We start from the raw sequence: 26,390 nt of genomic DNA on the forward strand, positions 1-26,390 counted from the left end.
CGGTCCTCTTCCACAGTGCCGTCGCGGCGGCCGCATCTCCTCACGGGCAGCGGCCATCCGCCATGCCTGCTGGCTGGAACCTGCCCGGCTCTTCCCGCTACCCGGCAGCGAACGGTTCCCGTCGGCGGGGGGCGGCAACGGCCGCTGGCGGTGAAGACGTGGGCTTGCCGGACCGCGATTCTGGACACGGACCAGTCGCGCTCAGCGGAGGTGAAGATGGTGACCGGACCTGTTCGAGCCGTAGAAACCCGGGCTGAGCGGTCACGACGATGACGATTGTGACCGTCGGCCTGTCGCACCGGATCACTCCGCCCGACGTACTCGAGAAGCTGGTGGTGTCAGCCGCACAGCGCAGCGAGATGTTGGCGCGGTTGCACGCGGAGCCGGGCATCGACGAAGTCGTCGTCCTGTCCACCTGTAACCGGCTGGAGGTGTACCTCGACGCGAAAGGACCGGTCGAGGAGCTGACCCGGACCGTCGCCGAACTGGTGGCCGACCAGGGAGACCTCCCGGTCGGCGAGATCCTGCGCACGGCCCAGGTCCAGGTCGATACCGCTGCCGCCGAGCACCTGTTCTCGGTCGCCTGCGGACTGGAATCGATGGCCGTCGGCGAGGAGCAGATCGTCGCCCAACTCAGAACCGCCGCGCGTGCGGCAGCCGAGGCCGGCACTACCGGTCACACCGTCACCGCTTTGATGGACGCCGCCTTGCGGGTCAGCAAACTGGCGCGCACGGAGACCACAATCAGCACCGCGGGCATCTCGCTGGCGAGGGCAGGTCTCGACCTGGCCAACCAGTATCTGGGCGGGTTGGCGGGCCGCACCGCAGTCGTAGTCGGGACCGGCACGGTCGGCAAACTCGCCGCGCGGCTGCTTCACGAGGCCGGCGTTGAACGCCTGGGCGTCGCGAGCCGCAGCGAGGCGGCAGCTGCCAAGCTGGCCGCGACAGTAGACGGCATGCCACTCCAGACCGCCGACCTGACCGCGATACTCGCGGACGCGGACATCCTGGTCACCGCGACGGGGGCCGTAGTACCGGTCGTGCTCGCCGAGCAGGTGCGAGCAGCCCGGGCGCAGGCCGGCGACCGACCGCTGTTCGTGCTCGACCTGGGGATGCCGCGTGACGTCGAAACGGCCGTCGGGCGACTCGCCGGCGTCAACCTCGTCGACATCCCCGCGCTCGGTAGCTACCTGGCCGAGCGGGATGTCCCGGACGACATTCCGCGGGTCCGCGAGATCGTCGCCGCGGAGGTCGCCTCTTACGTCGACCGGCAGCACGCAGCGAGCGCGACGCCTGTCATCGCAGCTCTGCATTCACAGATCAAGCAGCTCACCGAGGCCGAACTGACCCGGCTGAACGACCGGCTCCCGAATCTCAGCGAGCAAGAGCGGGCCGAGACGGCGGCGACGGTCAACCGCATCATCCGCAAGGTTCTGCACCGGCCAACAGTGCGCGCCAAGGAGTTCGCCGCAGGCCCGGACGGCCCGGCGTACCTCGAAGCACTCCGGCAGCTCTTCGACCTGAACGCGTGAAGACCTGGCCAGCACGGCCGAGCACCTGAACCGATCTGAAACCCCACGAGGACCCGGCCACCGCGGCCGGGTCCTCGCACGTGCGCGCCCGCCGTCGTTGGCGGGGATGCCGATGCGTTCGGATCCCTGCCGGCGCCGGCAGGGATCCGAACGCGGGAGGACCCGGCCCACCGGTGGGCCGGGTCCTCAGCTCTCAGAAGGGCCGATCAGGCGTGGTGGCCGGCTCGGACACCCTTCTCCACAGCCTCGCCCAGGTCCTGGTCGACGTTGTGCCAGTACTCGAAAGCGCGCTGCAGGACCGGCTCGCTCACACCGTTGAGCAGGTGGCCCACGATGTTGTTGACCAGGCGCTCACGCGACGCGTCGTCCATCACCTGACGGAAGAGCGTGCGGGCCTGACCCCAGTCGTCGTCCTCGGCGTGGACCTCGTACGCGGAGCGCACCATGTCCCCGTCGGCGTGCCAGCCGGCCGGCTCGCCGTACCGCTCGACGTCGGCCAGCGGACCGCCCTTGGAGTTCGGCGCGTACACCGGGTCGGACGCCTTGACGAACCGCATCGGACCGTCCTTGCTGTAGCTGTGCACCGGCGCCTGCGGCGCGTTCACCGGCAGCTGGTTGTAGTTCGCACCGATGCGGGCGCGGTGTGCGTCCGGGTACGAGAACATCCGGCCCAGCAGCATCTTGTCCGGGCTCGGGCCGATCCCCGGCACGAGATTGCTGGGCTCGAATGCCGCCTGCTCGATCTCGCTGTGGTAGTCGGTCGGGTTCTGGTCCAGGGTCAGCCGGCCGACCTCGACGAGCGGGTAGTCCCCGTGCGGCCACACCTTCGTCATGTCGAACGGGTTGAACCTGTACGTCGCGGCGTCGTCGTACGGCATGATCTGCATCTTCAGCGTCCAGCTCGGGTAGTCACCCTGCTTGATCGCGTCGTACAGGTCGCGGGTGTGGTAGTCGGGATCCTTCCCGGCCATCGCGTCGGCGTCGGCCTGGGTGAAGAACTCGATGCCCTGCTCGCTGATGAAGTGGTACTTCACCCAGAACTTCTCACCCTGCGCGTTGACCCACATGTAGGTGTGGCTGGAGTAGCCGTTCATGTGCCGCCAGGTGCGCGGGATACCGCGGTCGCCCATCAGCCAGGTGACCTGGTGGGCGGACTCCGGCGTGAGCGTCCAGAAGTCCCACTGCATGTCGTTGTCGCGCAGGTTGGTGTCGGCGCGACGCTTCTGCGAGCGGATGAAGTGCTGGAACTTCATCGGGTCCTTGATGAAGAAGACCGGGGTGTCGTTGCCGACCATGTCGTAGTTGCCCTCGGTCGTGTAGAACTTCAGCGCGAAGCCGCGCGGGTCCCGCCAGGTGTCGGGTGTGCCCCGCTCGCCGGCCACGGTGGAGAACCGGATCAGTGTGTCCGTCCTGGTGCCCGGCTGGAACACCGCGGCCTTGGTGAACGCGCTCACGTCGTTCGTCACCTCGAACCTGCCGAAGGCGCCGCCGCCCTTGGCATGCGGCTGCCGCTCAGGCACCCGCTCGCGGTTGAACTGCGCCATCTGCTCGATCAGGTAGTGGTCGTGCAGCAGGATCGGTCCCTGCCGGCCGACGGTGAGGGACAGAGTGTCGCTCTCCACCGGGATACCGGTGTCTGTCGTGGTCGGCTTGGGCTGTGTGTCGGTCATCTGTACATGTCTCCTCTATTGCGGATGGAACAAGGGTTGACGGGCAGCCGGCTGGCGGGACGTCTGCCCGTCCGGATCACTTGTCGGCGGGGTTGATGGCGCGGAAGACGATCCCGGCCGCGGCGCCGGCCGCGAGTTCGACGACCAGGTAGATCCAGATCGTCGACCAGGCGAAGTAGCCCATGACGGCTCCGCCGATGGCGACAGCCGGGTTGAACACGCCACCGGAGATCCCGCCGACGGCGAAGGCGCCCGCCACGACGGTGAAGCCGATCGCCAGACCGTAGAACGAGTTGTTCGGGTGGTCCTTGCTAGTGGCAACGTTCAGGACGACCCAGCACAGCGCGAAGGTGAACAGCAGCTCCGCGATGAATGCGGCCGCCAGGCCGTGGCCGGCCAGGTGGAGGGTCGCGACCCTGCCGGTGTTGACGATCGCGCGGACGATGACCGCCGCGACCACACCGGCACCGACCTGGGCGATCCAGTACCCGACGGCGTCACGGGTCGCGATCCGGCCGCGCACCAGCGCCGCCATCGTCACGGCCGGGTTGAAGTGGCCACCGGAGACGTGTCCACCGGCGTAGATCATGACCATGAGGGATGTGCCGATTGCCAAGGGGGCGAGCGCACTGCCGCTGGCCACCGCGGTACCGACGGTGAAAACCAGGAAGAACGCCCCGATGAATTCGACGGCGTACTTACGCGCCACCGGATCTCGCGGAGCTACCTGATTTACTTGTGTTGATTGTTCGTTGGTGATGACGGCCATCGCTCAATTCCCTTCACTTCTGCGACTTTCTCGGGCCTCGTGCCTGCTCTTCCACCATCACTTTCAGAAGGGCCGATAGCCTCGCCGCCAGCACCCAACTCCAGTACCTGCCAGCAGGTATCCGGTCACGGCACGCGACAGCACAGGGCGCAGGCCGACCGCGATCGACACGGTCGGCCTGAGGGAATGCCCGGTTCGCTAGCTGCCGTCGAGAGGAAGCTCGACCTGAAGTTCTGTGCCTTCACCGAGTGGGCTGCTGATCGAGATCGTCCCGCCCAGCGCCTGGATCCGGTCGGTGAGACCGACGATTCCCGAACCAGGCTTGGGAATCGCACCGCCGACACCGTCGTCGGTGACCGTCAGGCGCAGGCTGCCGTCACCGACCGACACCTTGACCTCGACAACCGACGCGTGAGCGTGCTTGGCGGCATTGGTCAGCGCCTCGGAGACGACGTAGTAGGCCGCCACCTCCGCCTGTTCGGGCAGTCGCGTCGGAACGTCCACGTCGAGCTCGACAGGCACCCCCGAGCGGCGAGCGAGCGCCTTGAGGGCAGGGGAAAGACCACCCTCGGACAGGATTGCCGGGTGGATGCCGCGGGACAGTTCCCGGAGTTCATCGGTCGCGCCGGTCAACTGGCGGGCGACCTCGGCCAGACGCTCCTTGAGCTCGGTCGATTCCGGTGGCACGCTCGCCTCGGCCGCGCGCAGGTCGAGCACCAACGACACCAGCCGCTGCTGAAGGCCGTCGTGCAGATCACGTTCGATCCGCCGCCTCGCATGGTCGGCGGCGGCCACGATCCGTGCTCGCGAGGCGGCGAGCTCCTCACGACTGTTCTGCAGGGATCCGGCCATGTAGTTGAAGCTGCGCTGGAGCACGCCGATCTCGGCCGCACCGTGGTCGGGCAGCCGAGCGCCGAGGTCACCGCCGGCGAGTCGGCGGGCGTAGGCAGCCGCGCGGCGAACGGGTTGGACGATCGCCCGGCTCAGATAGCCCGCGAACACGATGATGAGCAGCAGCGATCCGGCCAGGCCGCCGGCTGCCGCGATGATCGCACGATTGGCGTCCGCGTCGGCGCGACTCCGCCGCGAATCCGCAAGGCCTTGTTCGGTCGCGACGAATGCGGTGAACTCGATCCGGATCGCATCGAGGCGCTGCTTGCCCTCTTCGATCGCCGACGCTGTCCGGACCGAGGCGGGGTCTCGCCGGGCTTCATCGACCAGCGGGATCGAGTAGTCGCGGATGTAGGACATGCCATCCCGAGCGATCCGCTGCGCCCGCGCCACCTGCTCGGGGTTGTCGGACACGAGTTGTTGCAGCATCGCGGCCTGTCCGGGGAAGGCAGCTTGGGCCGCGCTCCAGGGCTCGAGGAAGCTCTCCTGTCCGCTGATCACGAATCCGCGCTCGCCCGTCTCGACATCGACGATCTGCCGCTCCAGGCCGTTGGCGAGCACGAGCACCTCTTCGGAACGCGCCGCGCGCAACCCGGCGTCGCGCAGGTCGATGATGGAGATCAGCAGGACCGCGAACGCGGCTCCGACCAGGAGCGCAAGCAGGCCGCTCGCGACGATCGTGCGCCCGGTCAGCCCGCCTCTCACCTCAGCCTCCGGTCTGTCGGGGCCGCAGGGTCTCGACGGCTGGCGAGCTCACAGCTGTGACGGTAGCGGATAATGAATGCTATGACGATGCAGCAGACACAGCCCGGCCCGGCGGAACGGTAGCGGCCCGGCCATGGCCAGATTGCGGGTTTTGCTTGCCGAGGACGACATCCTGCTGCGCGAGGGAATGGCCGGTCTGCTCGAGCGCTCGGGGTTCGAGATCGTCGCCCAGACCGGGGACGGAGCGTGGATCCTGCCAATGGTCCGCGAGCTGACGCCGGATCTGGTCGTGACCGACATCAGGATGCCGCCGACGCACACCACCGAGGGATTGGTGGCGGCCCGGGAGATCCGCGAGGAGTTCCCCGAGATCGGCATCCTGGTCCTGTCGGCCCATGCCGAGGTCGAGCACGCGATGGATCTGCTGGCCACCGGTCAGCGGATCGGTTACCTGCTGAAGAACCGGGTGACCGACGTGGAGGAGTTCATCGAGACACTCGAGCGCATCGTGAAGGGTGGCTCGGTGATGGACCCTGCCCTGGTGCAGGAGCTGGTGACGGCACGCCGGCGCAACGACCCGCTCGGGGAACTGAGCCCGCGGGAGCGCGAGGTGCTGGAACTGATGGCGGAAGGGCGCTCCAACGCCGGGATCGCCCGTCGGCTGTGGGTCACCGAGGGGACGGTCGAAAAGCATGTCCGCCACGTCCTCGCCAAGCTGAGCCTGCCGGAGACCGACGACGATCACCGGCGCGTTCTCGCGGTGGTCACGTTCCTCGATTCCCGCTGACCGGCGGCGGCCAGGCGACCGCCGGCTGGGGCACCGATCACGCAGGGAGCCCGAGCAGCCTCGTGATGGCGCCGGCGGACAAGGTGGTCTTGGGCAGGAAGCCGAGCGCCGGACTCGCCGCGATCAGGTCGGCGTAGTCCTCCTCGGAGTGAGTCGAGATCAAGATCGCCGGGCCCGCCTCCGCGTTGCCTAGCAACTGGCGGACTACCTCGAAGCCGCTCTGCCCGCCCAGGTCGATGTCCACCAAGGTGACATCCGGCCGGAGTTCCGCCGCCCGCCGCACGGCCTCGGCGCCGGTCGAGGCGACGCCAACGACGGAGATGCCCTCGCGCTCCAGCAGGCCACGTGCGGCGGCCAGGAACCGAGGGCTGTCGTCGACAATCAGACAACGCAGCGTCATGTCTCAAGAATGGCGGATCCGCGGGCCACCAAACATTCCTGCTAGCAGGGCACCCAGGAATATTGCAGCCAGCCGGTACTGAGGATGGCCGCAGGCCGGGAGGCCGCGGGGCCGCCGGAGCGACACCGTTGAGGCATGACGCCAGCCAGCAGGAGCAAGGTGGGCAAGCCGGTGCCCCGCGGACGTCAGCGGACGCCGGCGCCCAAAAAGGGCGCCCTGCGGGCGATGAGCGTCGGGCTGCTGGCCCTCCTTTTCACAGGGTGCGGCCCCGGTCAGCATGCGCAGACCAGTCTGGAGATCCCGATGATCTCCACGGTCGCCTCGAGCGCCGCATCGATCGACCTGCTCGACCTGCTTCCGGCCAAGGTGATCGAAGCTTGCCAGTGGCTCTTCACAGGCGGCGTGTCGGCGACCCAGATTCTCATCGACGCGGCCGGCCAGGTCGGAGCTCAGGCATCGGCCGATCTGAGCAGCCCGGCGCCAGGGGCGACGGCAGCGACGCCCGCCGGCACCAGTACAGCCGGCGTCGGCTCGATCCTGACCAGCGGGCAGTCCGACCGTGCGGCAACGAGACTGGCCGGCCTGCCTTCCGCGGACCGGGCCCGGATGGACGCGGCACTGGCGGCCGCTGCCACTCCCGAGGCGCGGGACTACACCCTGAAGGCGTTCGCGGCCGGGCACAGCGTCGACGAGGTCGTCCGGTTCGCCCAGACGATCCACGGCAAGAAACCCAGGTGGCTCCGCACCCACCTCAGTCTGATCGATCTCTCGTCGCCCGGTGACCTGAGCTACCACGGATCACCGGTGGACCAGGTCGACAACACCACCTGCGGGTCCGCCTCGATCCTGATGGCGCGGGCAATGGCCGATCCGCTCTACGCCCTTTACCTCACCACCGGCGACAGCACATCCCCGGCCGAGGCGGCACCGGCGAAGTTCCAGGCCCGACTTGCCGCCGAGGAACAACGCATCCACAGTGCGAGCAACGAGATCTGGCCGCAGAGCCTCGGGACCTCACCCTGGGGACTCACCAATGAGTTGAACCGCTACACCGTTGCCACAGGCACGCAGTACGGGTGGCGGCCGGTTGTCGGCACCAGCGCTGGTGAGAACCCGGCACTTCGTGAGGCGATCACGGCAGCGGGCAACGGCCGGCCCGTACCGGTGCTGATCGGCGACTGGCTTCCCCGTCACTACGTGCTGATGGTCGGTCAGGTCGGCACCGACCTGCTGTTCTACGACCCCAGTGAGGCAGCGGTCGTGCAGGTCAACGAACACGACTTCCTGACGGGCGACGCATCGGCCCTCGGGTTCCCCCATATCGAAGCGGTCATCACACCCGTCCGCTGATTGAGCACCTGCAGCGCTGGCTGTCAGTTGTTTTTCCTATTGGAATACTGAGTGGTCTCACGGAAGGCTGGAAGCATGGCATCAGAAACGAACAAGACCCGCCGGATCGGCGACGTCGAGGTCAGCGCGATCGGACTCGGCGCCATGCCGATGTCGATCGAGGGCCGGCCCGACGAGGCCCGCTCGATCGCGACCATCCACGCCGCGCTCGACGCCGGCATCACCCTGATCGACACGGCCGACGCGTATCACCTGGACTCGACCGACATCGGTCACAACGAGTCGCTGATCGCGAAGGCCCTCGCCTCGTACGGCGGCGACACGTCCGGCGTCCTCGTCGCGACCAAGGGCGGCCACCTGCGCCCGGGCGGCGGCGCCTGGACCGTGAACGGCTCCCCCGCGCACCTGAAGCAGGCGGCTGAGGACTCGCTCAAGCGCCTCGGAGTGGACGCGATCGGGCTCTACCAGTTCCACCGCCCGGACCCGGCCACGCCGTACGAGGAGTCGGTCGGCGCGATCCGCGACCTGCTGGACGCGGGCAAGATCCGGATGGCCGGCATCTCGAACGCGAACCCGGACCAGATCCGGCTGTCGAACGACATCCTCGGCGGCCGCCTGGTCTCCGTGCAGAACCAGTTCTCGCCGGCGTTCCGGTCCAGTGAGCCAGAGCTCGAGCTGTGCGACGAGCTCGGCATCGCCTTCCTCCCGTGGTCGCCGCTGGGCGGCATCTCGAACGCGTCGGAGCTCGGCGACAAGCACGCCGCGTTCCAGCAGATCGCCACCGAGCTCGGCGTCAGCCCGCAGCAGGTCACCCTGGCCTGGATGCTGGCGAAGTCGCCGTACGTCATCCCGATCCCCGGCTCCAGCCGCCCCGAGACGATCCGCGACTCCTACGCCGCGATCGACCTGCAGCTGACCGCGGACCAGGTCGCCGCCCTGGACGCCGCCTGACGCGTCGCCTGCTAACTCCTTGCGTCCGAAGAAGTGCGGGGCAGAACCCTCACTTCTTCGGACGCAAGCGGTTGGAATACGCCTGTACTACGAGGCGTTGAGGCTGGCGTTGTGAGTTCGCCGAGACGGGAGGTCCCCCGATGGAAGACATGCGCGCGTTGAGCTACGGCCTCGGCCAGCAGTACTTCGAGGAACGGGACTACCGCGGCGCGGTCCGGGCGCTGCTCCCGGTCGTGGAGGAGACCCCGGACGACGTGGGCACCCGTTTGCTGCTGGCCCGCGCCTATTTCCACGCGGCGCTGCTCAAGCCGGCCGAGCAGCACCTGCAGGAGATCCTGGACCGCGAGCCGACCGAGTCCTACGCTCACCTGATGATGGCGCGAACCCTCGAACGCCTTTCCCGCCGCGACGAAGCCACGAAGCACCGCCGGATAGCAGCTGCCCTGACGGGCGACGACAGCCTCCTGGTGCCGCACGGCGCCTAGCCCGAAAGCCGTAGTTCGTGATGATGCCTTTCGGCAGGAGCCGCGGAGGGCTGGGTGGGGTGCGGCCCTGACCAAGCGTGGGGCCCTGGGACAGGTAGTCGGGGCCTTGAACATGTTATTTCGTGTCCGCGGTCCCTGTTTGGTGTTCAAGGTCGCCACTTCGTGACCGCTGGCAGTCCGGGCCTGTCCCCGCAACATCACAAAGTCCGGCTGTAAGACTTCTAGCCCAAGCGGCGGGACCGCTGGACGACCAGCCCTCGTGAACCGCCTGGAAACAAAGGCCGTTCGCCCCTGGGTGCCGGTTGTGGATCGTCATCGGCCGTAGTTCGTTGCGGATCGTCAGGACACCGCCGTTATGAAACGTCGGCCCTCGCGGATCTCGGCCGCGGGTCGAAACGAAGCGCCTGCGCCAACCCCACCAGACGATCCCCGAGCACGGCCTCGATCCGCACGGGCCACCGGAACCTCGCGTGTATCGGCCACTCGAACCGGTCGTCAACTGTGGCACCTTCGTCGGACACCCGTACTCCCGCATCCCGGCGACTTCCCCGGCCACATGCCGCAGTACGACGGCATCGGCGGGGTTGTCGCTCTCCGGTACTACGAGGTCGCCCGCGATCAGGCATCGGCGCCGCCGGCCTCGGCCCACTGCTCGAGGAGGTGCTCGGAGAGATCCTTGGGCGGGAGTTGCCGACAGCTGTCGCTGGGCACGCTGGCCAATGACTTGCCGCCTGGCTTTGGAATGACCTGCCAGCACGAGGCGTTAGAGTGGATAGTTCAATAATTAACTACTTGGGAGAGCAGATGCAGTTCGGTGTGTTCAGCGTCAGCGACGTGACACAGGACCCGACCACCGGCAAGACCGTGAGCGAGGGCGAGCGGATCAAGGCGATGGTGACGATCGCACTGAAGGCCGAGGAGGTCGGGCTGGACGTGTTCGCGACCGGCGAGCACCATAACCCGCCGTTCGTGGCGTCGTCACCGACAACGATGCTCGGCTATATCGCCGCGCGCACCTCGAAGCTGATCCTGTCCACCTCGACCACGTTGATCACCACCAACGACCCGGTGAAGATCGCCGAGGACTACGCGATGCTGCAGCACCTGGCCGACGGCCGGGTCGACCTGATGATGGGTCGCGGCAACACCGGTCCGGTGTACCCGTGGTTCGGCCAGGATATCCGCAACGGCATCCAGCTGGCGGTCGAGAACTACGCGCTGCTGCGCCGGTTGTGGCGCGAGGACGTGGTCGACTGGGAGGGCAACTTCCGCACCCCGCTGCAGGGATTCACCTCCACCCCGCGGCCGCTGGACGGCGTACCGCCGTTCGTGTGGCACGGCTCGATCCGCAGCCCCGAGATCGCCGAGCAGGCCGCGTACTACGGTGACGGGTTCTTCCACAACAACATCTTCTGGCCGGCCGAACACACCCGGCAGATGATCGAGCTCTACCGCCGGCGGTTCGAGCACTACGGCCACGGCGCCGCGGACCAGGCGATCGTCGGGCTCGGCGGTCAGGTCTTCATGCGGAAGAACTCGCAGGACGCCGTGAACGAGTTCCGGCCGTACTTCGACAACGCGCCGGTCTACGGACACGGGCCCTCGCTGGAGGACTTCAGCCGCGAGACCCCGCTGACCGTGGGCAGTCCGCAGCAGGTGATCGAGCGGACGCTCGGCTTCCGGGAGAAGTTCGGCGACTACCAGCGCCAGCTGTTCCTGATGGACCACGCCGGGCTGCCGCTGAAGACCGTGCTGGAGCAGCTGGACATCCTCGGCTCCGAGGTCGTCCCCGTACTACGCAAGGAATTCGACGCGTTGCGCCCGGCTCATGTGCCGGCGGCGCCGACGCACACTTCGCTGAAGGCGGCCGCCGAGCGGGCGCAGTCGCTGGAGAGTCTTGAGGAGACCACCCGATGAACGAACGCACGATCGCGGTTGTGACGGCCGGGCTCACCACGCCCTCGTCCACCCGCCTGCTCGCCGACCAGCTCGCCGCTGCGGTCCGGGATGCCCTGGACGTCCAGGGCATCCCACGCAAGGTCGTGGTGGTCGAGCTTCGCGACTACGCGCACGATCTGACGAACAACCTGCTGACCGGCTTCCCGTCGGAATCCCTCCGCGAGATGTTGGAGACCGTCGTACGGGCTGACGCTCTGATCGCGGTGACGCCGACCTTCAGCGCGTCGTACAGCGGGCTCTTCAAGACGTTCTTCGACGTGCTCGACGACAAGGCCCTGGTCGGCAAACCGGTACTGATCGGCGCGACCGGCGGAACCGAGCGGCACTCGCTCGTGCTCGACTATGCGTTGCGGCCGCTTTTCGCTTATCTGCAAGCGGTTGTGGTCCCCACCGGCGTCTACGCCGCGTCGTCCGACTGGGGCCCGCACGCGGTCGGCCTGCGCGCCCGGGTAGACCGAGCCGCCGCCGAACTGGTCGACCTGATCGCCGGCGAACCCCGCCCGGCACCGGTAGACCCCTACGAGAGCCCGACTCCCTTCGAGGACCTGCTCAACAGCTGATCGACCGGACTCCCGCCATGGATGCCGCTTACTCGGGTCCATGGCGGTTTTGTCGGCTGGAACCACGACGTCCTGTCCCAAGGTTGCGATGTGGTGTCCGGCCCACCGTTGGTCGCCGATCGCGCTGCCCTGACGGACTGCCCAACTACTGAGTGTCAGCTGGTCAGTGGTTACGGCATTAGTTGGCCGCCGTTGACCTCGACGATCTGGCCGGTCACGTAGCTGGTCATCGCGGGCGAGGCCAGGTAGAGGATGGTGCCGACGCATTCGTGTGGGGTGCCGGCGCGGCCCATCGGGATGGTGGCGAGCATGCCCTGCATCTGCTCGTCGCCCGTGTGCCGGTCGTGGAAGGGCGTCTTGATGACGCCCGGGGAGATCGCGTTCACGCGGATCCCCTCCGGCGCGAGCTCCTTGGCCAGGCCGCGGGTGAAGGTGCTGACGGCGCCCTTGCTGGTCGCGTAGACGACCGAGCCGCCGCCCCCGCCGTGCCGGCCGGCGATCGAGGTCACGTTGATGATCGCGCCGCCGCCCTGAGCGCGGAACACCGGCACGACCCGCCGGCTCATCGCGAACACCGAGGTGAGGTTGACGTCGATGATCCGGTGGAACTCTTCGTCCGACACGTCCACCACGGCCTCGCGTTTGACCAGGTCGCCGGCGTTGTTCACCAGTACGTCGATCCGGCCGTACCGCTCGAGCACCGCGTCCACGAGCGCACCGGCCGACTCCGGCCTCGCCAGATCGGCCTGGTGGACCGAGGAACGCCCGCCCGCGCTGAGCACCGCGTTCTTCGTGTGCTCGGCGCCCTCCTCGTTGTGGTGGTAGTGCAGCGCGACCGTCGCCCCCGCCTCCGCGAAACCGACCGCCGCGGCGGCGCCGATCCCGCTGCTCGCACCGGTGACGAGAACAACCTGATCCGTGAAGTCAAGAAAACTCATACCCCATCCTCTCCCGGACCCTGGCCTGAGCCGATGTCAGTCCAACCCTCGTCATCTTGCTATCCGGAGCCTCCTCGGCGGGGAAGAGCAGGCTCGGGCGCGCGCTGCGGGGGCGGCTCGCAGTACCGGCGGTGCTGGTCGAGGCCGATCGCGCCTTCCCGGGTGAGGTCAGCGCCGAGGCGCCTGGCGGCCCGGACGCTCGACCAGCTCGGACTCCCCGTGGGGAGTTTGGGACAGGCGGCTCGGCGGTAGCCTCGACTGATGGAGTACGACCTGGCGAAGCTGGATCTGCGCCGCTGGCGCGTGGCTGATGCGTTGCGCCTGACGGCGGCTCACGAGGACCCCGACATGGCAAATCAGGGCGGCATCAGGGACACGGCGACCGCGGTTGACTGGATCGGCCGGGTCGCGGACCTGGACAACGGACATGTGTACGCCGTGGCCGACGCGGAGGACCATCCGATCGGCTGCGTGGCGGTCACCAACATCGACCGGCACCAGGTCGGGTGGACGTGGTACTGGACCATCGCGGACGTCCGCGGCCGCGGAGTCGCCCGAGACGCCCTGCGCGCACTCGTCGACTGGGCCCACCACGACGCAGGGCTCCACCGGCTCGAGCTCGGGCATCGAACCAACAACCCGGCCTCCTGCAGCGTCGCGGCCGGCGCCGGCTTCCTCCTCGAGGGCATCGAACGCCAGCGGCTCAGCTACGACGGCACCCGCTACGACGTCGAACGCCACGCCCGCCTCCTCACCGACCCTCTCCGAACCCCTCAACGCCCGGTCACAATCAGCCTGTGAGTTCAGCGTCGGCGCCTGCTGAAACGGCCGGTACTACGGCTGCCGCGTCGGCGGCGGAGGCTGTAGCACGCAGAACTCGTTGTCGTCCGGGTCGGCCAGCACGTGCCAGGTCCAGCCGAATTCGACGATCGGGTGGGCTGTCAGCACAGTTGCGCCGAGGTCGAGTATTCGGCTGACCTCGGCTTGCAGGTCAGGTGTCCGCAGGTCCAGGTGCAGGCGGTTCTTACCATGTTTGTCGTCGAGCACTTTCTGCAGCAGGACTTCGCAGCCGTTGCCGTCAGCTGGAACCAGGCTGAGGTAGCGGCTGGAGGCGTCCCCTTCGCGTACATACCCCAGCACCTGGGACCAGAACTCCCCCGCGCGTTCGAGGTCGGACACGTCGATGACGACGACCAGTTCACCGCGCGCGTACGGGTGCGGAGTACGAGCGTTGTGAGTCATTGCTTCAGACTATTCGCGCGAACTCCCCAGCCTTGGCGAACTCCTCGCCCAACTCGCGAACGGCCAACCCGGCCGCGACGACCCGTAGTACGGCGCGCGACCACAACCGAATTAGCCCTGCTTGCGAAGCAACGGCAGGACGTCAGCGGTGAACTGCGTGAGGAACCGCTCCTGGTCGTGGCCCGGGCCGTGCATCACAAGGTGGTTGAACCCGGCGTCCAGGTACGGCTGCAGCTGCGCGACGACCTCCTCGGGGTCTGACGCGACGATCCAGCGTTGGGCGACCTGCTCGATCGGGAGTTCGTCGGCCAGGCGCTCCATCTCCGTCGCGCTGTCCACACTGTGCTTCTGCTCCGGCGTGAGCGACAGCGGCGCCCAGAACCGGGTGTTCTCCAGCGCGAGTTCCGGGTCCCGGTCGTAGGACACCTTGACCTCGAGCATCCGGTCGATCTCGTCGAAGTCGCGCCCGGCCTTCTCGGCGCCCTCCTTGACCGCCGGGATCAGCTTCTCCGTGTAGAGGTCCATGCCCTTGCCGGAGGTCGCGATGAACCCGTCCGCCACGCGCCCGGCGTACCGCGCGACCACCGGTCCGCCGGCGGCCACGTAGATCTTCACCGGCTTCTCCGGGCGGTCGTAGATGAAGGCGTCCACGGTCGGGTAGAACGGCCCGTCCGACGTGACGCCCTCCTTGGTCCACAGATCCCTGATCAGGTCGACCGCCTCGCGCAGCCGCGCGAACCGCTCCTTGAACTCGGGCCACTCGCGGCCCGAGACGGCGATCTCGTTCAGCGCCTCACCGGTGCCGACGCCCAGCATGATCCGCTCCGGGTAGAGCACGCCCAGCGTGGCGAACGCCTGCGCGATGACAGCGGGGTTGTACCGGAAGGTCGGCGTCAGCACCGACGTACCGATCAGCACCCTGTTCGTCCGCTCGCCGACCGCCGCCATCCAAGCGAGCGCGAACGGCGCGTGTCCGCCTTCGTGCCGCCAGGGCAGGAAGTGGTCCGAAACCATCACGCTGTCGAGCCCGAGCTCCTCGGCCCGGACCGCGTACTCCACGAGATCCCGCGGCCCGAACTGCTCCGCGGAGGCCTTGTAACCGACTCGAATACTCACCTGTGCTCCCAACTGGTTTTCCTGCCCGTCTTCATCCACTCTCTCAGCCAACCTGATCAGGTCCTCCGATGTTCCATTCCACGGACCCCGATTTCGGACGGCGGTCCAGACCTGGCGCCGCCCCTTCTGATCAGCGGAAGACCGTGAGCAACGCGGGGCCGAGGCGGAGTTCGCCGCTGTCGAGTGGTTCGCAGCGAACCCCGCCGCGTCCTCGCAGACCTCGGAAAGCACCCGGGGCGAGTGCGACGTCCATCCAGGCGCACGGGTTGGCCGGTCGGTGCGCCTGGAACCGGATGGCGCCGGCGCCGCTGTCCAGGCTGAAGACCGCGCCGCCGATCCGCGTACCATCCGGAGCGCGGCGCGCGGCCACCTCGTCGATGGGGAACCCGCGGATCGTGATGTTGCGCCGGGTCAGCAGAGGATCGAGCGGCTCCGACAGACCGAGGTTCTCGGCGAGTTCGTCCAGCGCCTGAGCGTCGAACACGGTCACGGAGGCTTTGCGGTGGACCGGCCGGTTGAAGTACCGGTCGCCCACGATGCCCAGGCCGGCAAGCACGCTGATGGCGGTGCTGTTCGTCTGCGCCGGATCGGGCCGCGGTCCGTCCTGGGGCCGACCTTCGTAGGCATGCGCCGGCGAGACGAGCAGAGCCACGATCTCGACCGGAACTGGCTGACTGCGCACGGATTGAAGGCTACTCACACGGATGGTGGTCGTCGCGTTCTACGGGCGAGACGAAGGAGTGCACCATCAAGAACCGTCACGCGTCCGCCGCAACCCGGCTCGGCGAGCTCACCCTGGTCGCCTCGGACGACGCCCTGACCGGGGTCTACTTCCCGCACCACTGGCTGAAGCCGTCACCGGCTGTACTGGGCGTCGAGGTCGACCTCGCGGCCGATCCTGTACTCCGGGAGTCCGCGCGGCAGCTCGAGGAGTACCTGACCGGCGAGCGGGTCTCGTTCGACCTTCCGCTGGTATTGCGGGGTGATGATTTCCAGCAGCAGGTGTGGGCGCTGCTCGACGAGATCCCCTTCGGCGAGACCACGACGTACGGCGAGCTCGCGGAGCGGCTGGGTGACCAGACCCTCGCGCAACAGGTCGGCAAGGCGGTCGGGCAGAACCCGCTGTCGATCGTCGTCCCGTGCCACCGCGTCGTCGGGAAGGACGGCAAGCTGACCGGGTACGCCGGCGGCCTCAAGCGCAAGCAGTTCCTCCTCGATCTGGAAGAACCGGCCACCGTCAAGGCCGGCCGGCTCTTCTGATCAGCCTTCCGGCTGCGGCGTCGTCGTACTCAGCTCGCGTTCGCGGCGACTCGCTGATAGCGGGTGAGTACGGCGGCGCCCGCCTGCTCCGCCGACGTACAGGTGAGGTGGATCGGCGCAACGCCGGAAGGGAAGAGGCGTGCACCTTCGCCGACGACCGACGGGAACACGAGCAGCCGATACTCGTCGACCAGGTCCTGCTCCTGAAGAGCGCGCACGATACTCAGGCTGCCGGTGACGATCACATCGCGGTCTTCGTTGCGCACGGCATCGATCGGATCGCCTTCGGCCAGCGCCGAGTTCGACCACCCCGAGACATCCTTCAAAGTGCTCGAGGCAACCAGTTTGGGCATGGCATTCATCCGTACTGCGAAGTCGTCCGCTCGCCCCGGCCAGATCCGCGCGAACAACTCCCAGGTCTTCCTTCCCAGCAGCATCACGCCCTCGTCCATCGCGGCGCCCAACCGGAACTTGTCCCCCGCGACCGTCTCCGGCCCATCCTTGAACGCCCATCCCCCGAACGACGCCCCGCCCGACCCGTCCGGGTCCTCTACCACCCCATCCATCGTGACGAACTCGATGACGACAACACGCCCCATGGCGAACCCCTTCTGGTCTGTACCCGCTCCTGTCACAGGTACATACCGACGCCGCCCGCCCGATTCATCGCTGCGACGAGACTTCTTTTGAGCCGTCGGTCACCGCCAGCGGCGCGGGCCGGCCTCCACCGACAGTTGGACAGGCCGTGGGATTGTCGTCCTGGACCGGATTGCGCCTAACGTGACGTCCATGGCGATAGCGAAGGGGAGTCGGGCCGAGTCGTTCATGTCGCTGGTGGTCGGTGGCGGGGCCGGCTTCGGGCTGATCGTGCTGACGGCGCGGGCCTGGAAGGCGTGTGGCGTCGACGTGGGCGGTGTTGGCAACGGCCCCACGCTGCTCTTCGTCGGCGTGCCCGTGGCCGCGGTGGTGAACATCGTCCTGTTCACCATGGTGTTCCGCCTCTCCCGCAGCGGTAAGAGCAGCGGGAAGTTCTTTTCACCGTTCCTCGCGGCCGTCATCGCCATCGCGATCGCCGACCTCGCCCTATTCTCATGGCAGGGCACCCCCGCCGCCTCCCACGGCATCTGCCCCGGCAACGTTCCCCCGTGGTGGCCCGCCTGGATCCCCACCTAGGCGACCCAGAATTCGTTGCCTTCGGGTCGAGCATCACCATATGACCGAGGTGCTCACCGTAGGACTCATCACGCACACTCGTAGCTCCGGCGGTGACAAGCTGATAGGCGGCCAAGAGGAACCCGTCGCTGCAGACTCGACATGCTGGCGCGACAGGAGAAGCAGAGTTCAAGAGGCTGCTGATCGCTTTCGGGCGCCAGAAATTATCTCGGCATCTGCGCCGCCCGCGCATAGCTGACTTCCCGTCCGCCGTTCAGCCCACGCGTAGCGCGGTCAGGAGACGCCAGAGGGCCAACGTGGAGCGCCCCGCTGGACGAACGACCTTGCCCCTGGCCTGACCCGTTGCCCACAAATAGAAAATGCAAGGAGATCGCTCTCCCTGCATTTACAGGTTATACGGCACTGGTGGGCTTGCGGCAAGCCCCGGGTGATGCCGCAAACTGGTCGGCCGAAGGCAGAAACCTGCGGAAATGGGGAAATCGCGTTATGCGTTTTGTGTTGACGAGTTGGGGGTCGCGCGGGGACGTCGAACCCGTGGCGGGGCTAGCGGTTCAGTTGCAGGAACTGGGTGCGGAGGTGCAAGTGTGTGTGCCGCCGGACGAGGACTTCGCGGTGCTGTTGGAGCGGGCCGGCGTACCGATGGTGCCGCTAGGCCCGACAGTGCATTCGGTGGTTGCCAACCCGAAACCGCCCACGGCCGAAGATGCGTTCCGGCTCGCTCCCGAACTGGTCGCCGCCCGGTTCGAGACCCTCGGTGCGGTGGCCGAGGGAAGTGATGCCGTCCTGGCAACCGGCCTGATGCCGGCCGGCGCGCGGGACGTCGCCGACAAGCTGGGCATCCCTTATGTGCTCGCCTGCTTTCATACGGCCGGGCTGCCGTCGCAGCACATCCCACCGGCGGGGCGGCCGCACAGGGACTCCGAACCGGACGCGACCGACATTCGAGCGCGATGGGAGCAGGACACTCAGCGGGTGAACGCGCTGTACCGTGACGCGGTCAACAGGCATCGGGCAGCGATCGGCCTGCCGCCAGTGGACAACGTCCGCGAATACGTTCTCACCGACCGGCCGTGGCTGGCGGCGGACCCGCTGCTGTGGCCGGGGCAGGACAAGACGGACCTCGACCTGGTGCAGACCGGAGCGTGGATCCTTCCCGACGATCGCCCGCTATCGCAGGAGCTTGAGGCGTTCCTGAATGCCGGCGCACCGCCGGTGTACGTGGGCTTCGGCAGCATGGCCGCGCACGCCCCGAAGGACGTAGCCCGGATAGCCATTGACGTGTGCCGCGCGCAGGGCCGGCGCATGCTGCTCGCCCGCGGCTGGGCCGAGTTGACGCTGACCGACGAGGGGGACGACTTCTTCATCGTCGGCGACGTCAACCAGCAGGCACTGTTCTCCCGGGTGGCCGCAGTCGTCCACCACGGCGGCGCAGGCACCACCACGACAGCGGCCCGCGCCGGCGCGGCCCAAGTGGTGGTCCCCCAGATCGTGGATCAGCCAGAGTGGGCCGCCCGGGTAGCCGAGTTGGGCATCGGCGCGGCCCATGACGGCTCGACCCCGACCTTCGACTCCCTGTCGGCCGCACTCAAAACCGTCCTGACAACAGAGACCCAAGCCCAAGCAAAGGCCGTAGCGGCCACCATCCGCACCGACGGCGCAAAGGTGGCCGCAAACCTGCTGATCGAAGCAGCCGAGAAGAAGGTCTAGGAAAGGCGGGCCTCCAAGGCGGAGATGATCTGCGGGCGAACTCGACAGCCACCTCGCTGACCGTCTCGGCGCGTACGGCGGTCCGGACCCCGGCCAGCTGCGTTGGCCGACGCAGGTAAGCAGCACCTTCGGCCTCGGCCAGCCGGGCCGCCACCTCCGCGACGCGGGCGACCCGAAATCATCGGTAGAGTTGTGGGCATGTGTGCTGGTGCGTCCGTGACTCGTCCCTGCCGTTTCGCTGACGGCGCTGGGACAGTCTGTAGGTAAGTTCCTCGGTTCCGCGCCGCCGGCTTCCTGCCGGGCGGCCGTTTCGCGTTGCCTGGCCCCTGCCATCCCTCAGGAGCCGCCATATGTACGCACACAAGCACCCCGAGCCGACCGATCCGCGAGTCGGACCTGCAATCGTTTACCTGATCGTTGGCCTTCCCGGCGCAGGGAAAACTACTCACGCGAAGGAACTGGAGATCAGCGCGTCGGCCCTTCGGCTAACGCCAGACGAGTGGCAGATCCTGCTGTTTGGCGATCAAAACCCACCAGACAAGCGTGACCTCGTTGAAGGCAAGTTGGTTCAGCTCGGCATGCGGGCCGCGGAGCTGGGCACCAATGTCGTCTTCGACTTCGGTTTCTGGGGAAAGGACGAACGATCAGCGCTCCGCTGGATCGCTGGCGCCGTCGGCGCGCGTAGCCAAGTCGTCTACCTGCCGATTGACCACGAGGAGCAACGCAGGCGTGTCACCAATCGGTTCGCAACTACGCCCGATCGAACGTTCCACATGAGCGACGTTGAACTCGAGCAGTGGCGGGCTCAGTTTCAAGCGCCGGACGACGAAGAGCTGCGAGGTTCTCAGATTCCACCCGTCCCACCGGAGCACGCGACATGGTCCGAGTGGGCCTCGCAGCGCTGGCCGTCCTTGCCTGATCAGTACGCAACAACCGCCGCTAATTCCCGCTACTCACACGAACCATGACCCCATACGATGCTTCACCGTGCGTACATCGGCAGATTCGTACGGGTGCTCCCGGACCACCGCCATATCCGAGGAGAGAAGACCATCGTCAGTCGGAAATGCGGGTCAGGAAGCCCGGGAGCGAACCTGGTACCAGCATCCTGCAACGCGAAAACCCTTGGGTCATCCACCTGGCTGACCTGGGGTTTGCTGGCGCGCTCGGAGGGATTCGAACCCCCAAGCTACTGATCCGTAGTCGAGGTCGAGGTGTCCACCCCTGACCACAGCACGCCTGAGCACATTGACAGACCTTGCAAAATGTCCACGGCTGTCCGGCCCGATCCGTAGGCGCTGTTAGCAAGGTTGTTAGCAGGGGCGATCGGTGAGCCTCTCGCCACGAGTGACCCGGCCGGACACTGTCGGAGCACCCTGGCATTCTCCTCCGCATGCCGATTCCAAGAGCAGCAGCCGTAGTCATCGAAGGTCATCGTGCACTCGTGATCAAGCGCTACCTGCGGCAAGAGTCAGCCAGCGCCTGTGTGATGTGCGAGGCCCGTAACTGGAACCGTCCAGACTGCCCTGGCCACCACTACGCGGTACTGCCCGGCGGACACGTCGAGGAAGGCGAGACCGCCGAGACCGCCGCCTTGCGGGAGTTGAACGAGGAGACCACACTCACCGGCCGAATCGACCGGCTGCTGTGGACCGGCAAGCACAACGGCAGGCCCGCGTCCTATTTCCTGGTGACAGAGGTCATCGGCACACCAGTCTTGTCCGGCGACGAAGCAGACGCCCAGAGCCCCGAGAACATCTCCGAACTGATGTGGGTTGGGGCTGACGAGTTCGACGAGCTGGGTCTCTACCCTGCCGACGTCAGATCACCACTGACCGAGCTACTGGGCACCAGCGCCTAGCAGTTCCCTACCCCCTGTGTCACCCCGTCTGCTGTTCAGCCCACTCGGAGAAAGCCGGCCAAATCGGTCCCGTCATCCCGGAGTCGTGAGGCCCCCGCCGGAGGCAATGTCGTTGGCTCTCAGAAAAGACTAGCTGTCTCCCATCGCCAGTTCGTGAAAGTACGTGACGGGCTTGCCCAATGCGTTGGCGTACGCGATCTCGCGGCGGGTGGCCTCCCCGATGTAGCCACCGGGGTTCACGATTCGTACCTCATCTGCGAGGTCGATCCTGCGGAGGTGCAGCTCACCCAAGGCCCGCACGAGCAAAGGGTCCAGCACAGGCGCCTCGGTGGCCCCCGGAGCCAGGACAATCGCCAGATCGAGCATCAAGCGCGTGCGCTCTGTCGCAAACTCCCTGCTGAAGCGCAGGGAACCGCACAGACAAACAATCTTCGGGCGAGCAACCGGCACGTTCGACATGGACACCCTTCAAGAGCCAAAGATCCCTCCAGCACTCCATGCTGCCGTTGATGTGTTCGCCGCTGCTGCTGACCACGTCGACGAGGACCAGGACGACGCAGACGACGGGCCAGACCCGTCAGCGCTGGTGCCGTGTTAGCAGAAGCGTTAGCAAGAACAGCCCCGGAAACGGCAAAACCCCCTGAGTAGACCTGCCAGATGACCGATAGTGAACTCGAGCAGTGGCGCGCCCTTTTCTAGGAGCCGGACGACGCCGAGCTACGAGGCGACGCGATCCCGCCGGTCCCAGTTGAGCACGCGACCTGGTCCAGCTGGGCCACCGAGCGCTGGCCGTCGCTGCCGGATCAGTACGGCCGGGTCATGCAGGTGGGACAGGGACCTGCCAGACAGTGATCGGGGGGCCGGTGCTGACGTTAGTGATGGCGAGTTCAGGCAGCGAAGGGTAGCCCAGATCCAGCGCGCAGGCGCAGTTGGGGCTGGAGCGCCGGTTGCTGCGCCAGAGCACCTTCCCGTTCGGAGCCTGGACGAGAAGTTCGCCGAGCGTGGTGAGCGCTGCACGCGAGCCGGGCACGTTCGTCCGGGTCTGCCACACAACCTTCGACCCGTGGCGCAGTACTAGGTTGCCGTTGGTCTGCATGGCCAGCACGCGCCAAGGACGTGTGCCGGCAAAGGTGTACCCCACGCGAATACTGTGGTTGCTGGCCAGCACGGTGTTGGACCTCATCCAGCATTGTCCGGAGGCGGACTGCCAGAGGATCTTCCAGTTGGCTGTGTACAGGACGAGGTCGCCGGTGCGGGTGAGCATGAGGTATTTGCCGCCCCGCCCGGCGGTGTTGGAGTGCCACACCACGCCGGCGCCGGGGACGACCAGCTGGAAGTCTCCGGCATTGGTCAAGCCCGCGTACGACGAGGTTGTCGACGGATGCGGAGTGTCCACTTCCCAGCAGGAGCGGCTGGTGACGATCTGGCGCGGGCCGTTCAACGTCCCCTGCTGGTCCACAGAGAACGAGTTCGGCTTGACCACGAACGAGTAGTCGCCGTTCGGCACCCAGGAATCCACTGCCCGCTTCTGGCCGGCGCTCATCACCAGCACCGACGTGGTCGCTGCCGAGGCGGGCGCGGATTGGACAACCCCGCCGAGCAGCGCGGCAACGCCGGCCAGCAACAACGCCCCAAGTCGTGTACGTCGCATGAACGTTCCTCCCCATTCTCAGGCGGAACGTAGCACCTCCAGGCGGTCAGTGGAGGCTACTGCGGTCAGATGCAAAGGTTCGATGTCGGAATGAATGGTCGGGTGCTGTTCGTAGCGTGGAGTGGCGGGCACCAGGTTCTTTCGAGTCGAAGGAGCTGTTATGCCCGAGTACCTCCTCTACTTCAACCAGCAGTGGGTGGGTGACCACTCGGAGGAGTGGCTCGGCAAGCGCGGACCACTGGCGATGGCAGTGATGAACGAAATGTAGGCAGTCGGCGTCTACGTCTTCTCGGGCGGCCTCGAGGAGGAGGACGGTCGGTCTACAACGGCCCCGGTAGAGCTGCCTTAGCTTCGGCTCGGGCGGAGGGCTCGCGGTCAGGGACTTTGCTGTCGACCTGTGCCACGGCGGCGTCGGCGTTCGCGTTGTCCCGCGCCACCGCACCGAGCTCGAGACTCAACTCAACGGCGACGTCTTCCAACGCCGCGGCAACACAAAAGCCCAGGTCAACCACCTGATTGACATGGGCTTTGATGCGCGCGCTCGGAGGGATTCGAACCCCCAACCTTCTGATCCGTAGTCAGATGCTCTATCCGTTGAGCTACGAGCGCCGGACAACGTCGAGTAACGATACACGCGGGAGGGCGGGAGGTGCTAATCGGGGCCAGGGGCGACGAACAGGGCGTCGGGGGAGGCGACTGGTGGGGCTGCAGAAGGGCGACGCGCGGGGGTTGGGTGAGGGCTAAGCGGGGGTGGCGGGGTCGGTGGAGCCATAGCATCCGGGCATGGGTATCGAGGATTTGCTCGGCGGGCGGGATCTGGGCGACGTGAAGAAGGCCGTCGGATTCGTGATGGAGAACTCGGACGACTTCGAGAAGGTCCTGAAGCTGGTCCGTGGACTGCCGGACGACGCGCTCGGGTTCATCGGGCGGTTGCCGGAGCTGATGAAGACGATCGGGTCCGGGCTGGCCGAGGCCGGCGAGCAGGCGGCGAAGGCGGCGAACGCGCTGGTCGGCGATGACGGTGAGGGCGGCGCCAGGCGCGCCCTGAGCGGGAGTGCCGACACCATGACGGCGGCCAAGGACAGACTGAAGGAGGCCGCAGGCATGCTGGCGGGCCTCGCGGGTGAGCTCGACAAGATCCCCGGCATCGGCGACGCGGCCGCCAAGCGGCTGAGCGACGGCAGCGGCCAGATCGGTGGGGTCGCCACGGAACTCGAGAGCCTGGCCGGCAACCTCAACGACCTGTCCGGGATCCTCTCCAGCGTCGGCGAAGCCCTCTCCGGCCTCGGCGCCAAGCTCACCGATTCCGGCGGTTCCGTCAAAGCCCTGATGGGCTGACCTACAGCCGTGACTTTGGTTGACCTGCTGGTCGCGAACGCTGACGTGCTGCCGCGACTTCCGCCGTAGCTCCTGCCGGCAGGCGTGAAAGTCGGTGGAACCGGGTCACCGTTCACCTCATCCAAGCCGCCGTGTCCGGGGATGGAAAGGCTGAGCGGGCAGGGAGGACCTCTGCGTGACTAGGGTCGCGGCCATGGCGAGTCGATTGGTACGGGGAACTGCGATCGCGGCCGGAGTGGCCGCGCTCGCCGGACTGGGGATCGGCTTCGCCGCCGGCAAGCCCGTCGACCCGAAGGACATCCTGCCGGCCCGGAAACTGCCGGCCGATCTGTGCGGCCGGCTCGGCGACGTTTCCCAATTGTTGCCCAAGGCCCCTACGGGAACGCCCGCGCCGAAGCTCGTACAGACGGGCGCCTCCGCGGTTCGGTGCAGCGCGAAGGCCGAGGCCTCGACGCAGCCCACCCACACCTCCGCCGAGCTCATCATCACGATCACCCCGTACGCCGGGAAGGACGCGGGCGCGGGTCAATCCCCGTTCAAGCCGGACGCGGTGGCTCGTCAGGCGTTCGACCGCAAGGCGCTGGAGGTCGTGCCGGGCCGGCCCTCGACCAAGATGGACTCGCGGGAGAACGCAGGCGGGCAGAGCTGGAACGTCACCGTGCTCGCGTTGAACGCCGACGTCGTCGTCCAGGTGGACTACAACGCTCATCCGATCGAACGGGGTGCCGCCGAACAAGCCGCCCAGGTGATGGCCGACCGGGCGATCTGGGAGTCGAAGTGAACACCACGCCGCAGATCCACGGGTACCAGTTCAATCAGCGCCTGCTGGAACACTCGCTGGCGGAGATCTGGCGCGGCCGCTCGTTCACCGGCATGGAGATCGTCGCTCTAGTGCTCACCGAAGTGGGCTCGGCTGACCCGCAGGTCCGCGATCGGCTCGACGAGGCCAGCCGGACTGCCGCACTCGAGCCCGGCCAGCAGGAGACACCACTGTGGGCAGCGAACCTCACTAGCGACCGGCCATATGCGATCACCCAACTCGTGCCCGGGCAGTCCGGCGCTGAGCGGCTGATCGATCCACTGGACGGTCTGCTGGGGAACGACGAGAAGTCACTGGCCGCTGTGCGGAGCCAACTGTCGCAGTACGGCGCTGCACCCGTGCCGGCGGCGGAAGTCCCCTCGTACGCCGCTCCGGCGGGCAGCAAGGTGGAGGTGGTTAGGGAGTATCGGCAGAAGCTGGGGCGGTGGACTTATGCGGTCGTGGCGATCGGGGTGCTGATCGTGTTCAGCGTGACCTATTCGGTCGGGGCCGCGCTCGGTAGTGCGGTGAAAGACGAGCCCGCGAAGACTCAGGGCCCGGCGGATCGGGCGGTCAGCCCCGGGCCGCTTCCGTCGCCGGCATTGCTGGCTGGCATCTTGAAGACGAGCACGGCTGCGTACAAGCCACGCCAACTGGCGGCACCGCTGGTCGGCGCGACCTATGCGGGCAATGCTGACGTCCAGGTGATCGACGACATCGACCTGCCGTTCGCGTTCGGCTGGCCGCGGCCGCCGACGGTCAAAAAGGTCGGCGAGTCGGCATCGGTCATCTACCGGCAGGTGGTGACGCTTGACAATGCCAACCAGCCCACGCTGAACGCACGGATCGCGGTTCATCCATGTCGTGATCTGGCTGCTTGTCTGGCTGACCGGGCCGCGTTCGACAAGCAGTGGACGACAACATTCAAGGCGCCGACCCCGACCACCACCATGGACCGGCGGACCCGGCTGACCGTGCGGGGCGGTTCGCCGTACCTGCTGACCATGACGCGCGCCTTCAGCAGTGGCGGGCGGTGGTGGCTGGCCGGCGTCGCGGTGACCTGCCCACCCGGCGAGGAGCCCGCGGCCCAGCGCGTCCTCAACGACATCCGCCGCCAGACCCCCTGACTCAGCACCCCGGCGCCCAGCACCATCCGCGCCGAGGGGCGGCCCGCCAGAGACCACCCCAGACACCTTCAGTCGTCCGAAATCGGCAGACCGGCCGCGCGATCACTGCGCGTGCCGGT

The 26,390-nt window shown here is 67.3% G+C and carries 27 protein-coding genes, 1 tRNA gene and 1 pseudogene; 17 read left to right on the top strand and 12 right to left on the bottom strand.

The window, feature by feature from the left end:
- Window positions 1-269 precede the first annotated feature (269 nt).
- Window positions 270-1,532, top strand: a complete 1,263-nt coding sequence (gene hemA / locus ABD210_RS00360) for a glutamyl-tRNA reductase (protein ID WP_344107278.1) — start codon at window positions 270-272, stop codon at window positions 1,530-1,532.
- A gap of 206 nt (window positions 1,533-1,738) precedes the next feature.
- Here the strand turns inward: hemA and ABD210_RS00365 are convergent, their stop codons facing one another.
- The 3 genes from ABD210_RS00365 to ABD210_RS00375 all read right to left on the bottom strand — a co-directional run bounded on the left by ABD210_RS00365 (window position 1,739) and on the right by ABD210_RS00375 (window position 5,567).
- Window positions 1,739-3,202, bottom strand: coding sequence for a catalase (locus tag ABD210_RS00365; RefSeq protein ID WP_344107280.1), 1,464 nt, complete (start codon window positions 3,200-3,202; stop codon window positions 1,739-1,741).
- A 76-nt stretch (window positions 3,203-3,278) separates the two neighbouring features.
- Complete coding sequence (locus ABD210_RS00370) at window positions 3,279-3,911, bottom strand: MIP/aquaporin family protein (protein WP_344107282.1); 633 nt, start codon at window positions 3,909-3,911, stop codon at window positions 3,279-3,281.
- Window positions 3,912-4,169: 258 nt separating this feature from the next.
- Window positions 4,170-5,567 carry a CHASE3 domain-containing protein gene (locus tag ABD210_RS00375; protein ID WP_344107284.1) on the bottom strand — a complete coding sequence of 466 codons (1,398 nt, stop codon included), beginning with the start codon at window positions 5,565-5,567 and terminating at the stop codon, window positions 4,170-4,172.
- 133 nt (window positions 5,568-5,700) lie between these two features.
- On the opposite strand from ABD210_RS00375, the gene ABD210_RS00380 reads away from it, so the two are divergent.
- The gene (locus ABD210_RS00380) at window positions 5,701-6,354 is read left to right on the top strand and encodes a response regulator (RefSeq protein ID WP_344107286.1); all 654 of its coding nucleotides are present in this window, start codon (window positions 5,701-5,703) and stop codon (window positions 6,352-6,354) included.
- 37 nt (window positions 6,355-6,391) lie between these two features.
- Here ABD210_RS00380 and ABD210_RS00385 read toward each other — a convergent pair whose 3' ends face one another.
- Window positions 6,392-6,754 (bottom strand): response regulator, encoded by a 363-nt coding sequence (locus tag ABD210_RS00385; RefSeq protein ID WP_344107288.1) that lies wholly within the window; start codon window positions 6,752-6,754, stop codon window positions 6,392-6,394.
- A 135-nt stretch (window positions 6,755-6,889) separates the two neighbouring features.
- On the opposite strand from ABD210_RS00385, the gene ABD210_RS00390 reads away from it, so the two are divergent.
- The 5 genes from ABD210_RS00390 to ABD210_RS00410 all read left to right on the top strand — a co-directional run bounded on the left by ABD210_RS00390 (window position 6,890) and on the right by ABD210_RS00410 (window position 12,059).
- Window positions 6,890-8,104: a hypothetical protein gene (locus ABD210_RS00390; protein WP_344107290.1), complete on the top strand. Its 1,215-nt coding sequence runs from the start codon at window positions 6,890-6,892 to the stop codon at window positions 8,102-8,104.
- Window positions 8,105-8,179: 75 nt separating this feature from the next.
- Entirely contained in the window at window positions 8,180-9,055 is an 876-nt protein-coding gene (locus ABD210_RS00395) for an aldo/keto reductase (protein ID WP_344107292.1), read from the top strand.
- Between the two features lie 140 nt (window positions 9,056-9,195).
- Window positions 9,196-9,540, top strand: coding sequence for a tetratricopeptide repeat protein (locus ABD210_RS00400; protein WP_344107294.1), 345 nt, complete (start codon window positions 9,196-9,198; stop codon window positions 9,538-9,540).
- Window positions 9,541-10,344: 804 nt separating this feature from the next.
- Window positions 10,345-11,457: an LLM class flavin-dependent oxidoreductase gene (locus tag ABD210_RS00405; protein WP_344107296.1), complete on the top strand. Its 1,113-nt coding sequence runs from the start codon at window positions 10,345-10,347 to the stop codon at window positions 11,455-11,457.
- Complete coding sequence (locus ABD210_RS00410; protein WP_344107298.1) at window positions 11,454-12,059, top strand: FMN reductase; 606 nt, start codon at window positions 11,454-11,456, stop codon at window positions 12,057-12,059. Before ABD210_RS00405 ends, ABD210_RS00410 begins: the two co-directional genes overlap by 4 nt.
- A gap of 170 nt (window positions 12,060-12,229) precedes the next feature.
- On the opposite strand, the gene ABD210_RS00415 is transcribed toward ABD210_RS00410, so the two are convergent.
- Complete coding sequence (locus tag ABD210_RS00415) at window positions 12,230-12,997, bottom strand: SDR family NAD(P)-dependent oxidoreductase (RefSeq protein ID WP_344107300.1); 768 nt, start codon at window positions 12,995-12,997, stop codon at window positions 12,230-12,232.
- A 261-nt stretch (window positions 12,998-13,258) separates the two neighbouring features.
- On the opposite strand from ABD210_RS00415, the gene ABD210_RS00420 reads away from it, so the two are divergent.
- Window positions 13,259-13,798 carry a GNAT family N-acetyltransferase gene (locus tag ABD210_RS00420; protein ID WP_344107302.1) on the top strand — a complete coding sequence of 180 codons (540 nt, stop codon included), beginning with the start codon at window positions 13,259-13,261 and terminating at the stop codon, window positions 13,796-13,798.
- A 33-nt stretch (window positions 13,799-13,831) separates the two neighbouring features.
- On the opposite strand, the gene ABD210_RS00425 is transcribed toward ABD210_RS00420, so the two are convergent.
- From ABD210_RS00425 to ABD210_RS00435, 3 genes are all read right to left on the bottom strand, one after another.
- Window positions 13,832-14,239, bottom strand: a complete 408-nt coding sequence (locus ABD210_RS00425) for a VOC family protein (RefSeq protein WP_344107304.1) — start codon at window positions 14,237-14,239, stop codon at window positions 13,832-13,834.
- Window positions 14,240-14,350: 111 nt separating this feature from the next.
- Window positions 14,351-15,355, bottom strand: coding sequence for a glucose-6-phosphate dehydrogenase (coenzyme-F420) (fgd, locus tag ABD210_RS00430; protein ID WP_344107306.1), 1,005 nt, complete (start codon window positions 15,353-15,355; stop codon window positions 14,351-14,353).
- Window positions 15,356-15,485: 130 nt separating this feature from the next.
- Window positions 15,486-16,037, bottom strand: coding sequence for an MOSC domain-containing protein (locus tag ABD210_RS00435; protein WP_344107308.1), 552 nt, complete (start codon window positions 16,035-16,037; stop codon window positions 15,486-15,488).
- 65 nt (window positions 16,038-16,102) lie between these two features.
- Between ABD210_RS00435 and ABD210_RS32360 the strand changes: the two are divergent.
- A pseudogene (locus ABD210_RS32360) lies at window positions 16,103-16,315 on the top strand (methylated-DNA--[protein]-cysteine S-methyltransferase); the annotation flags it as partial.
- A gap of 15 nt (window positions 16,316-16,330) precedes the next feature.
- The gene (locus ABD210_RS00440) at window positions 16,331-16,615 is read left to right on the top strand and encodes a methylated-DNA--[protein]-cysteine S-methyltransferase (RefSeq protein WP_344107311.1); all 285 of its coding nucleotides are present in this window, start codon (window positions 16,331-16,333) and stop codon (window positions 16,613-16,615) included.
- A 29-nt stretch (window positions 16,616-16,644) separates the two neighbouring features.
- On the opposite strand, the gene ABD210_RS00445 is transcribed toward ABD210_RS00440, so the two are convergent.
- Window positions 16,645-17,214 carry a dihydrofolate reductase family protein gene (locus ABD210_RS00445; RefSeq protein ID WP_344107313.1) on the bottom strand — a complete coding sequence of 190 codons (570 nt, stop codon included), beginning with the start codon at window positions 17,212-17,214 and terminating at the stop codon, window positions 16,645-16,647.
- Window positions 17,215-17,404: 190 nt separating this feature from the next.
- Between ABD210_RS00445 and ABD210_RS00450 the strand changes: the two genes are divergently transcribed.
- The 4 genes from ABD210_RS00450 to ABD210_RS00465 all read left to right on the top strand — a co-directional run bounded on the left by ABD210_RS00450 (window position 17,405) and on the right by ABD210_RS00465 (window position 21,356).
- Window positions 17,405-17,788: a hypothetical protein gene (locus ABD210_RS00450; protein ID WP_344107315.1), complete on the top strand. Its 384-nt coding sequence runs from the start codon at window positions 17,405-17,407 to the stop codon at window positions 17,786-17,788.
- A gap of 588 nt (window positions 17,789-18,376) precedes the next feature.
- The gene (locus tag ABD210_RS00455; RefSeq protein ID WP_344107317.1) at window positions 18,377-19,495 is read left to right on the top strand and encodes a glycosyltransferase; all 1,119 of its coding nucleotides are present in this window, start codon (window positions 18,377-18,379) and stop codon (window positions 19,493-19,495) included.
- Window positions 19,496-19,845: 350 nt separating this feature from the next.
- Complete coding sequence (locus ABD210_RS00460; protein ID WP_344107319.1) at window positions 19,846-20,463, top strand: P-loop nucleotide/nucleoside kinase family protein; 618 nt, start codon at window positions 19,846-19,848, stop codon at window positions 20,461-20,463.
- 425 nt (window positions 20,464-20,888) lie between these two features.
- A complete protein-coding gene (locus ABD210_RS00465) occupies window positions 20,889-21,356 on the top strand; it encodes an NUDIX domain-containing protein (RefSeq protein ID WP_344107321.1) in 468 nt (155 codons plus the stop codon).
- 129 nt (window positions 21,357-21,485) lie between these two features.
- On the opposite strand, the gene ABD210_RS00470 is transcribed toward ABD210_RS00465, so the two are convergent.
- From ABD210_RS00470 to ABD210_RS00480, 3 genes are all read right to left on the bottom strand, one after another.
- Window positions 21,486-21,815, bottom strand: a complete 330-nt coding sequence (locus ABD210_RS00470; protein ID WP_344107323.1) for a hypothetical protein — start codon at window positions 21,813-21,815, stop codon at window positions 21,486-21,488.
- A gap of 358 nt (window positions 21,816-22,173) precedes the next feature.
- Entirely contained in the window at window positions 22,174-23,007 is an 834-nt protein-coding gene (locus ABD210_RS00475) for a hypothetical protein (protein WP_344107325.1), read from the bottom strand.
- Window positions 23,008-23,543: 536 nt separating this feature from the next.
- Window positions 23,544-23,616, bottom strand: a tRNA-Arg gene (locus tag ABD210_RS00480).
- Window positions 23,617-23,790: 174 nt separating this feature from the next.
- Here ABD210_RS00480 and ABD210_RS00485 point away from each other — a divergent pair.
- The 3 genes from ABD210_RS00485 (at window position 23,791) to ABD210_RS00495 (ending at window position 26,271) form a co-directional block, all read left to right on the top strand.
- On the top strand, window positions 23,791-24,345 hold the full coding sequence (locus ABD210_RS00485) for a hypothetical protein (protein ID WP_344107327.1): 555 nt from the start codon (window positions 23,791-23,793) through the stop codon (window positions 24,343-24,345).
- 193 nt (window positions 24,346-24,538) lie between these two features.
- Window positions 24,539-25,126: a hypothetical protein gene (locus tag ABD210_RS00490; RefSeq protein WP_344107329.1), complete on the top strand. Its 588-nt coding sequence runs from the start codon at window positions 24,539-24,541 to the stop codon at window positions 25,124-25,126.
- On the top strand, window positions 25,123-26,271 hold the full coding sequence (locus ABD210_RS00495) for a hypothetical protein (RefSeq protein ID WP_344107332.1): 1,149 nt from the start codon (window positions 25,123-25,125) through the stop codon (window positions 26,269-26,271). The genes ABD210_RS00490 and ABD210_RS00495 overlap by 4 nt, the downstream gene beginning before the upstream one ends.
- Window positions 26,272-26,390 lie beyond the last annotated feature (119 nt).

Source organism: Kribbella alba, from assembly GCF_039529635.1.
Lineage (GTDB): Bacteria > Actinomycetota > Actinomycetes > Propionibacteriales > Kribbellaceae > Kribbella > Kribbella alba.

Bases quoted from the DNA above. Each gene is read 5' to 3' on its own strand.
- hemA (WP_344107278.1), top strand. From the start codon at position 270: ATGACGATTGTGACCGTCGGCCTGTCGCACCGGATCACTCCGCCCGAC.
- ABD210_RS00365 (WP_344107280.1), bottom strand. From the start codon at position 3,202: ATGACCGACACACAGCCCAAGCCGACCACGACAGACACCGGTATCCCG.
- ABD210_RS00380 (WP_344107286.1), top strand. From the start codon at position 5,701: ATGGCCAGATTGCGGGTTTTGCTTGCCGAGGACGACATCCTGCTGCGC.
- ABD210_RS00385 (WP_344107288.1), bottom strand. From the start codon at position 6,754: ATGACGCTGCGTTGTCTGATTGTCGACGACAGCCCTCGGTTCCTGGCC.
- ABD210_RS00390 (WP_344107290.1), top strand. From the start codon at position 6,890: ATGACGCCAGCCAGCAGGAGCAAGGTGGGCAAGCCGGTGCCCCGCGGA.
- ABD210_RS00395 (WP_344107292.1), top strand. From the start codon at position 8,180: ATGGCATCAGAAACGAACAAGACCCGCCGGATCGGCGACGTCGAGGTC.
- ABD210_RS00400 (WP_344107294.1), top strand. From the start codon at position 9,196: ATGGAAGACATGCGCGCGTTGAGCTACGGCCTCGGCCAGCAGTACTTC.
- ABD210_RS00405 (WP_344107296.1), top strand. From the start codon at position 10,345: ATGCAGTTCGGTGTGTTCAGCGTCAGCGACGTGACACAGGACCCGACC.
- ABD210_RS00410 (WP_344107298.1), top strand. From the start codon at position 11,454: ATGAACGAACGCACGATCGCGGTTGTGACGGCCGGGCTCACCACGCCC.
- ABD210_RS00415 (WP_344107300.1), bottom strand. From the start codon at position 12,997: ATGAGTTTTCTTGACTTCACGGATCAGGTTGTTCTCGTCACCGGTGCG.
- ABD210_RS00420 (WP_344107302.1), top strand. From the start codon at position 13,259: ATGGAGTACGACCTGGCGAAGCTGGATCTGCGCCGCTGGCGCGTGGCT.
- ABD210_RS00425 (WP_344107304.1), bottom strand. From the start codon at position 14,239: ATGACTCACAACGCTCGTACTCCGCACCCGTACGCGCGCGGTGAACTG.
- ABD210_RS00445 (WP_344107313.1), bottom strand. From the start codon at position 17,214: ATGGGGCGTGTTGTCGTCATCGAGTTCGTCACGATGGATGGGGTGGTA.
- ABD210_RS00450 (WP_344107315.1), top strand. From the start codon at position 17,405: ATGGCGATAGCGAAGGGGAGTCGGGCCGAGTCGTTCATGTCGCTGGTG.
- ABD210_RS00460 (WP_344107319.1), top strand. From the start codon at position 19,846: ATGTACGCACACAAGCACCCCGAGCCGACCGATCCGCGAGTCGGACCT.
- ABD210_RS00465 (WP_344107321.1), top strand. From the start codon at position 20,889: ATGCCGATTCCAAGAGCAGCAGCCGTAGTCATCGAAGGTCATCGTGCA.
- ABD210_RS00470 (WP_344107323.1), bottom strand. From the start codon at position 21,815: ATGTCGAACGTGCCGGTTGCTCGCCCGAAGATTGTTTGTCTGTGCGGT.
- ABD210_RS00475 (WP_344107325.1), bottom strand. From the start codon at position 23,007: ATGCGACGTACACGACTTGGGGCGTTGTTGCTGGCCGGCGTTGCCGCG.
- ABD210_RS00485 (WP_344107327.1), top strand. From the start codon at position 23,791: ATGGGTATCGAGGATTTGCTCGGCGGGCGGGATCTGGGCGACGTGAAG.
- ABD210_RS00490 (WP_344107329.1), top strand. From the start codon at position 24,539: ATGGCGAGTCGATTGGTACGGGGAACTGCGATCGCGGCCGGAGTGGCC.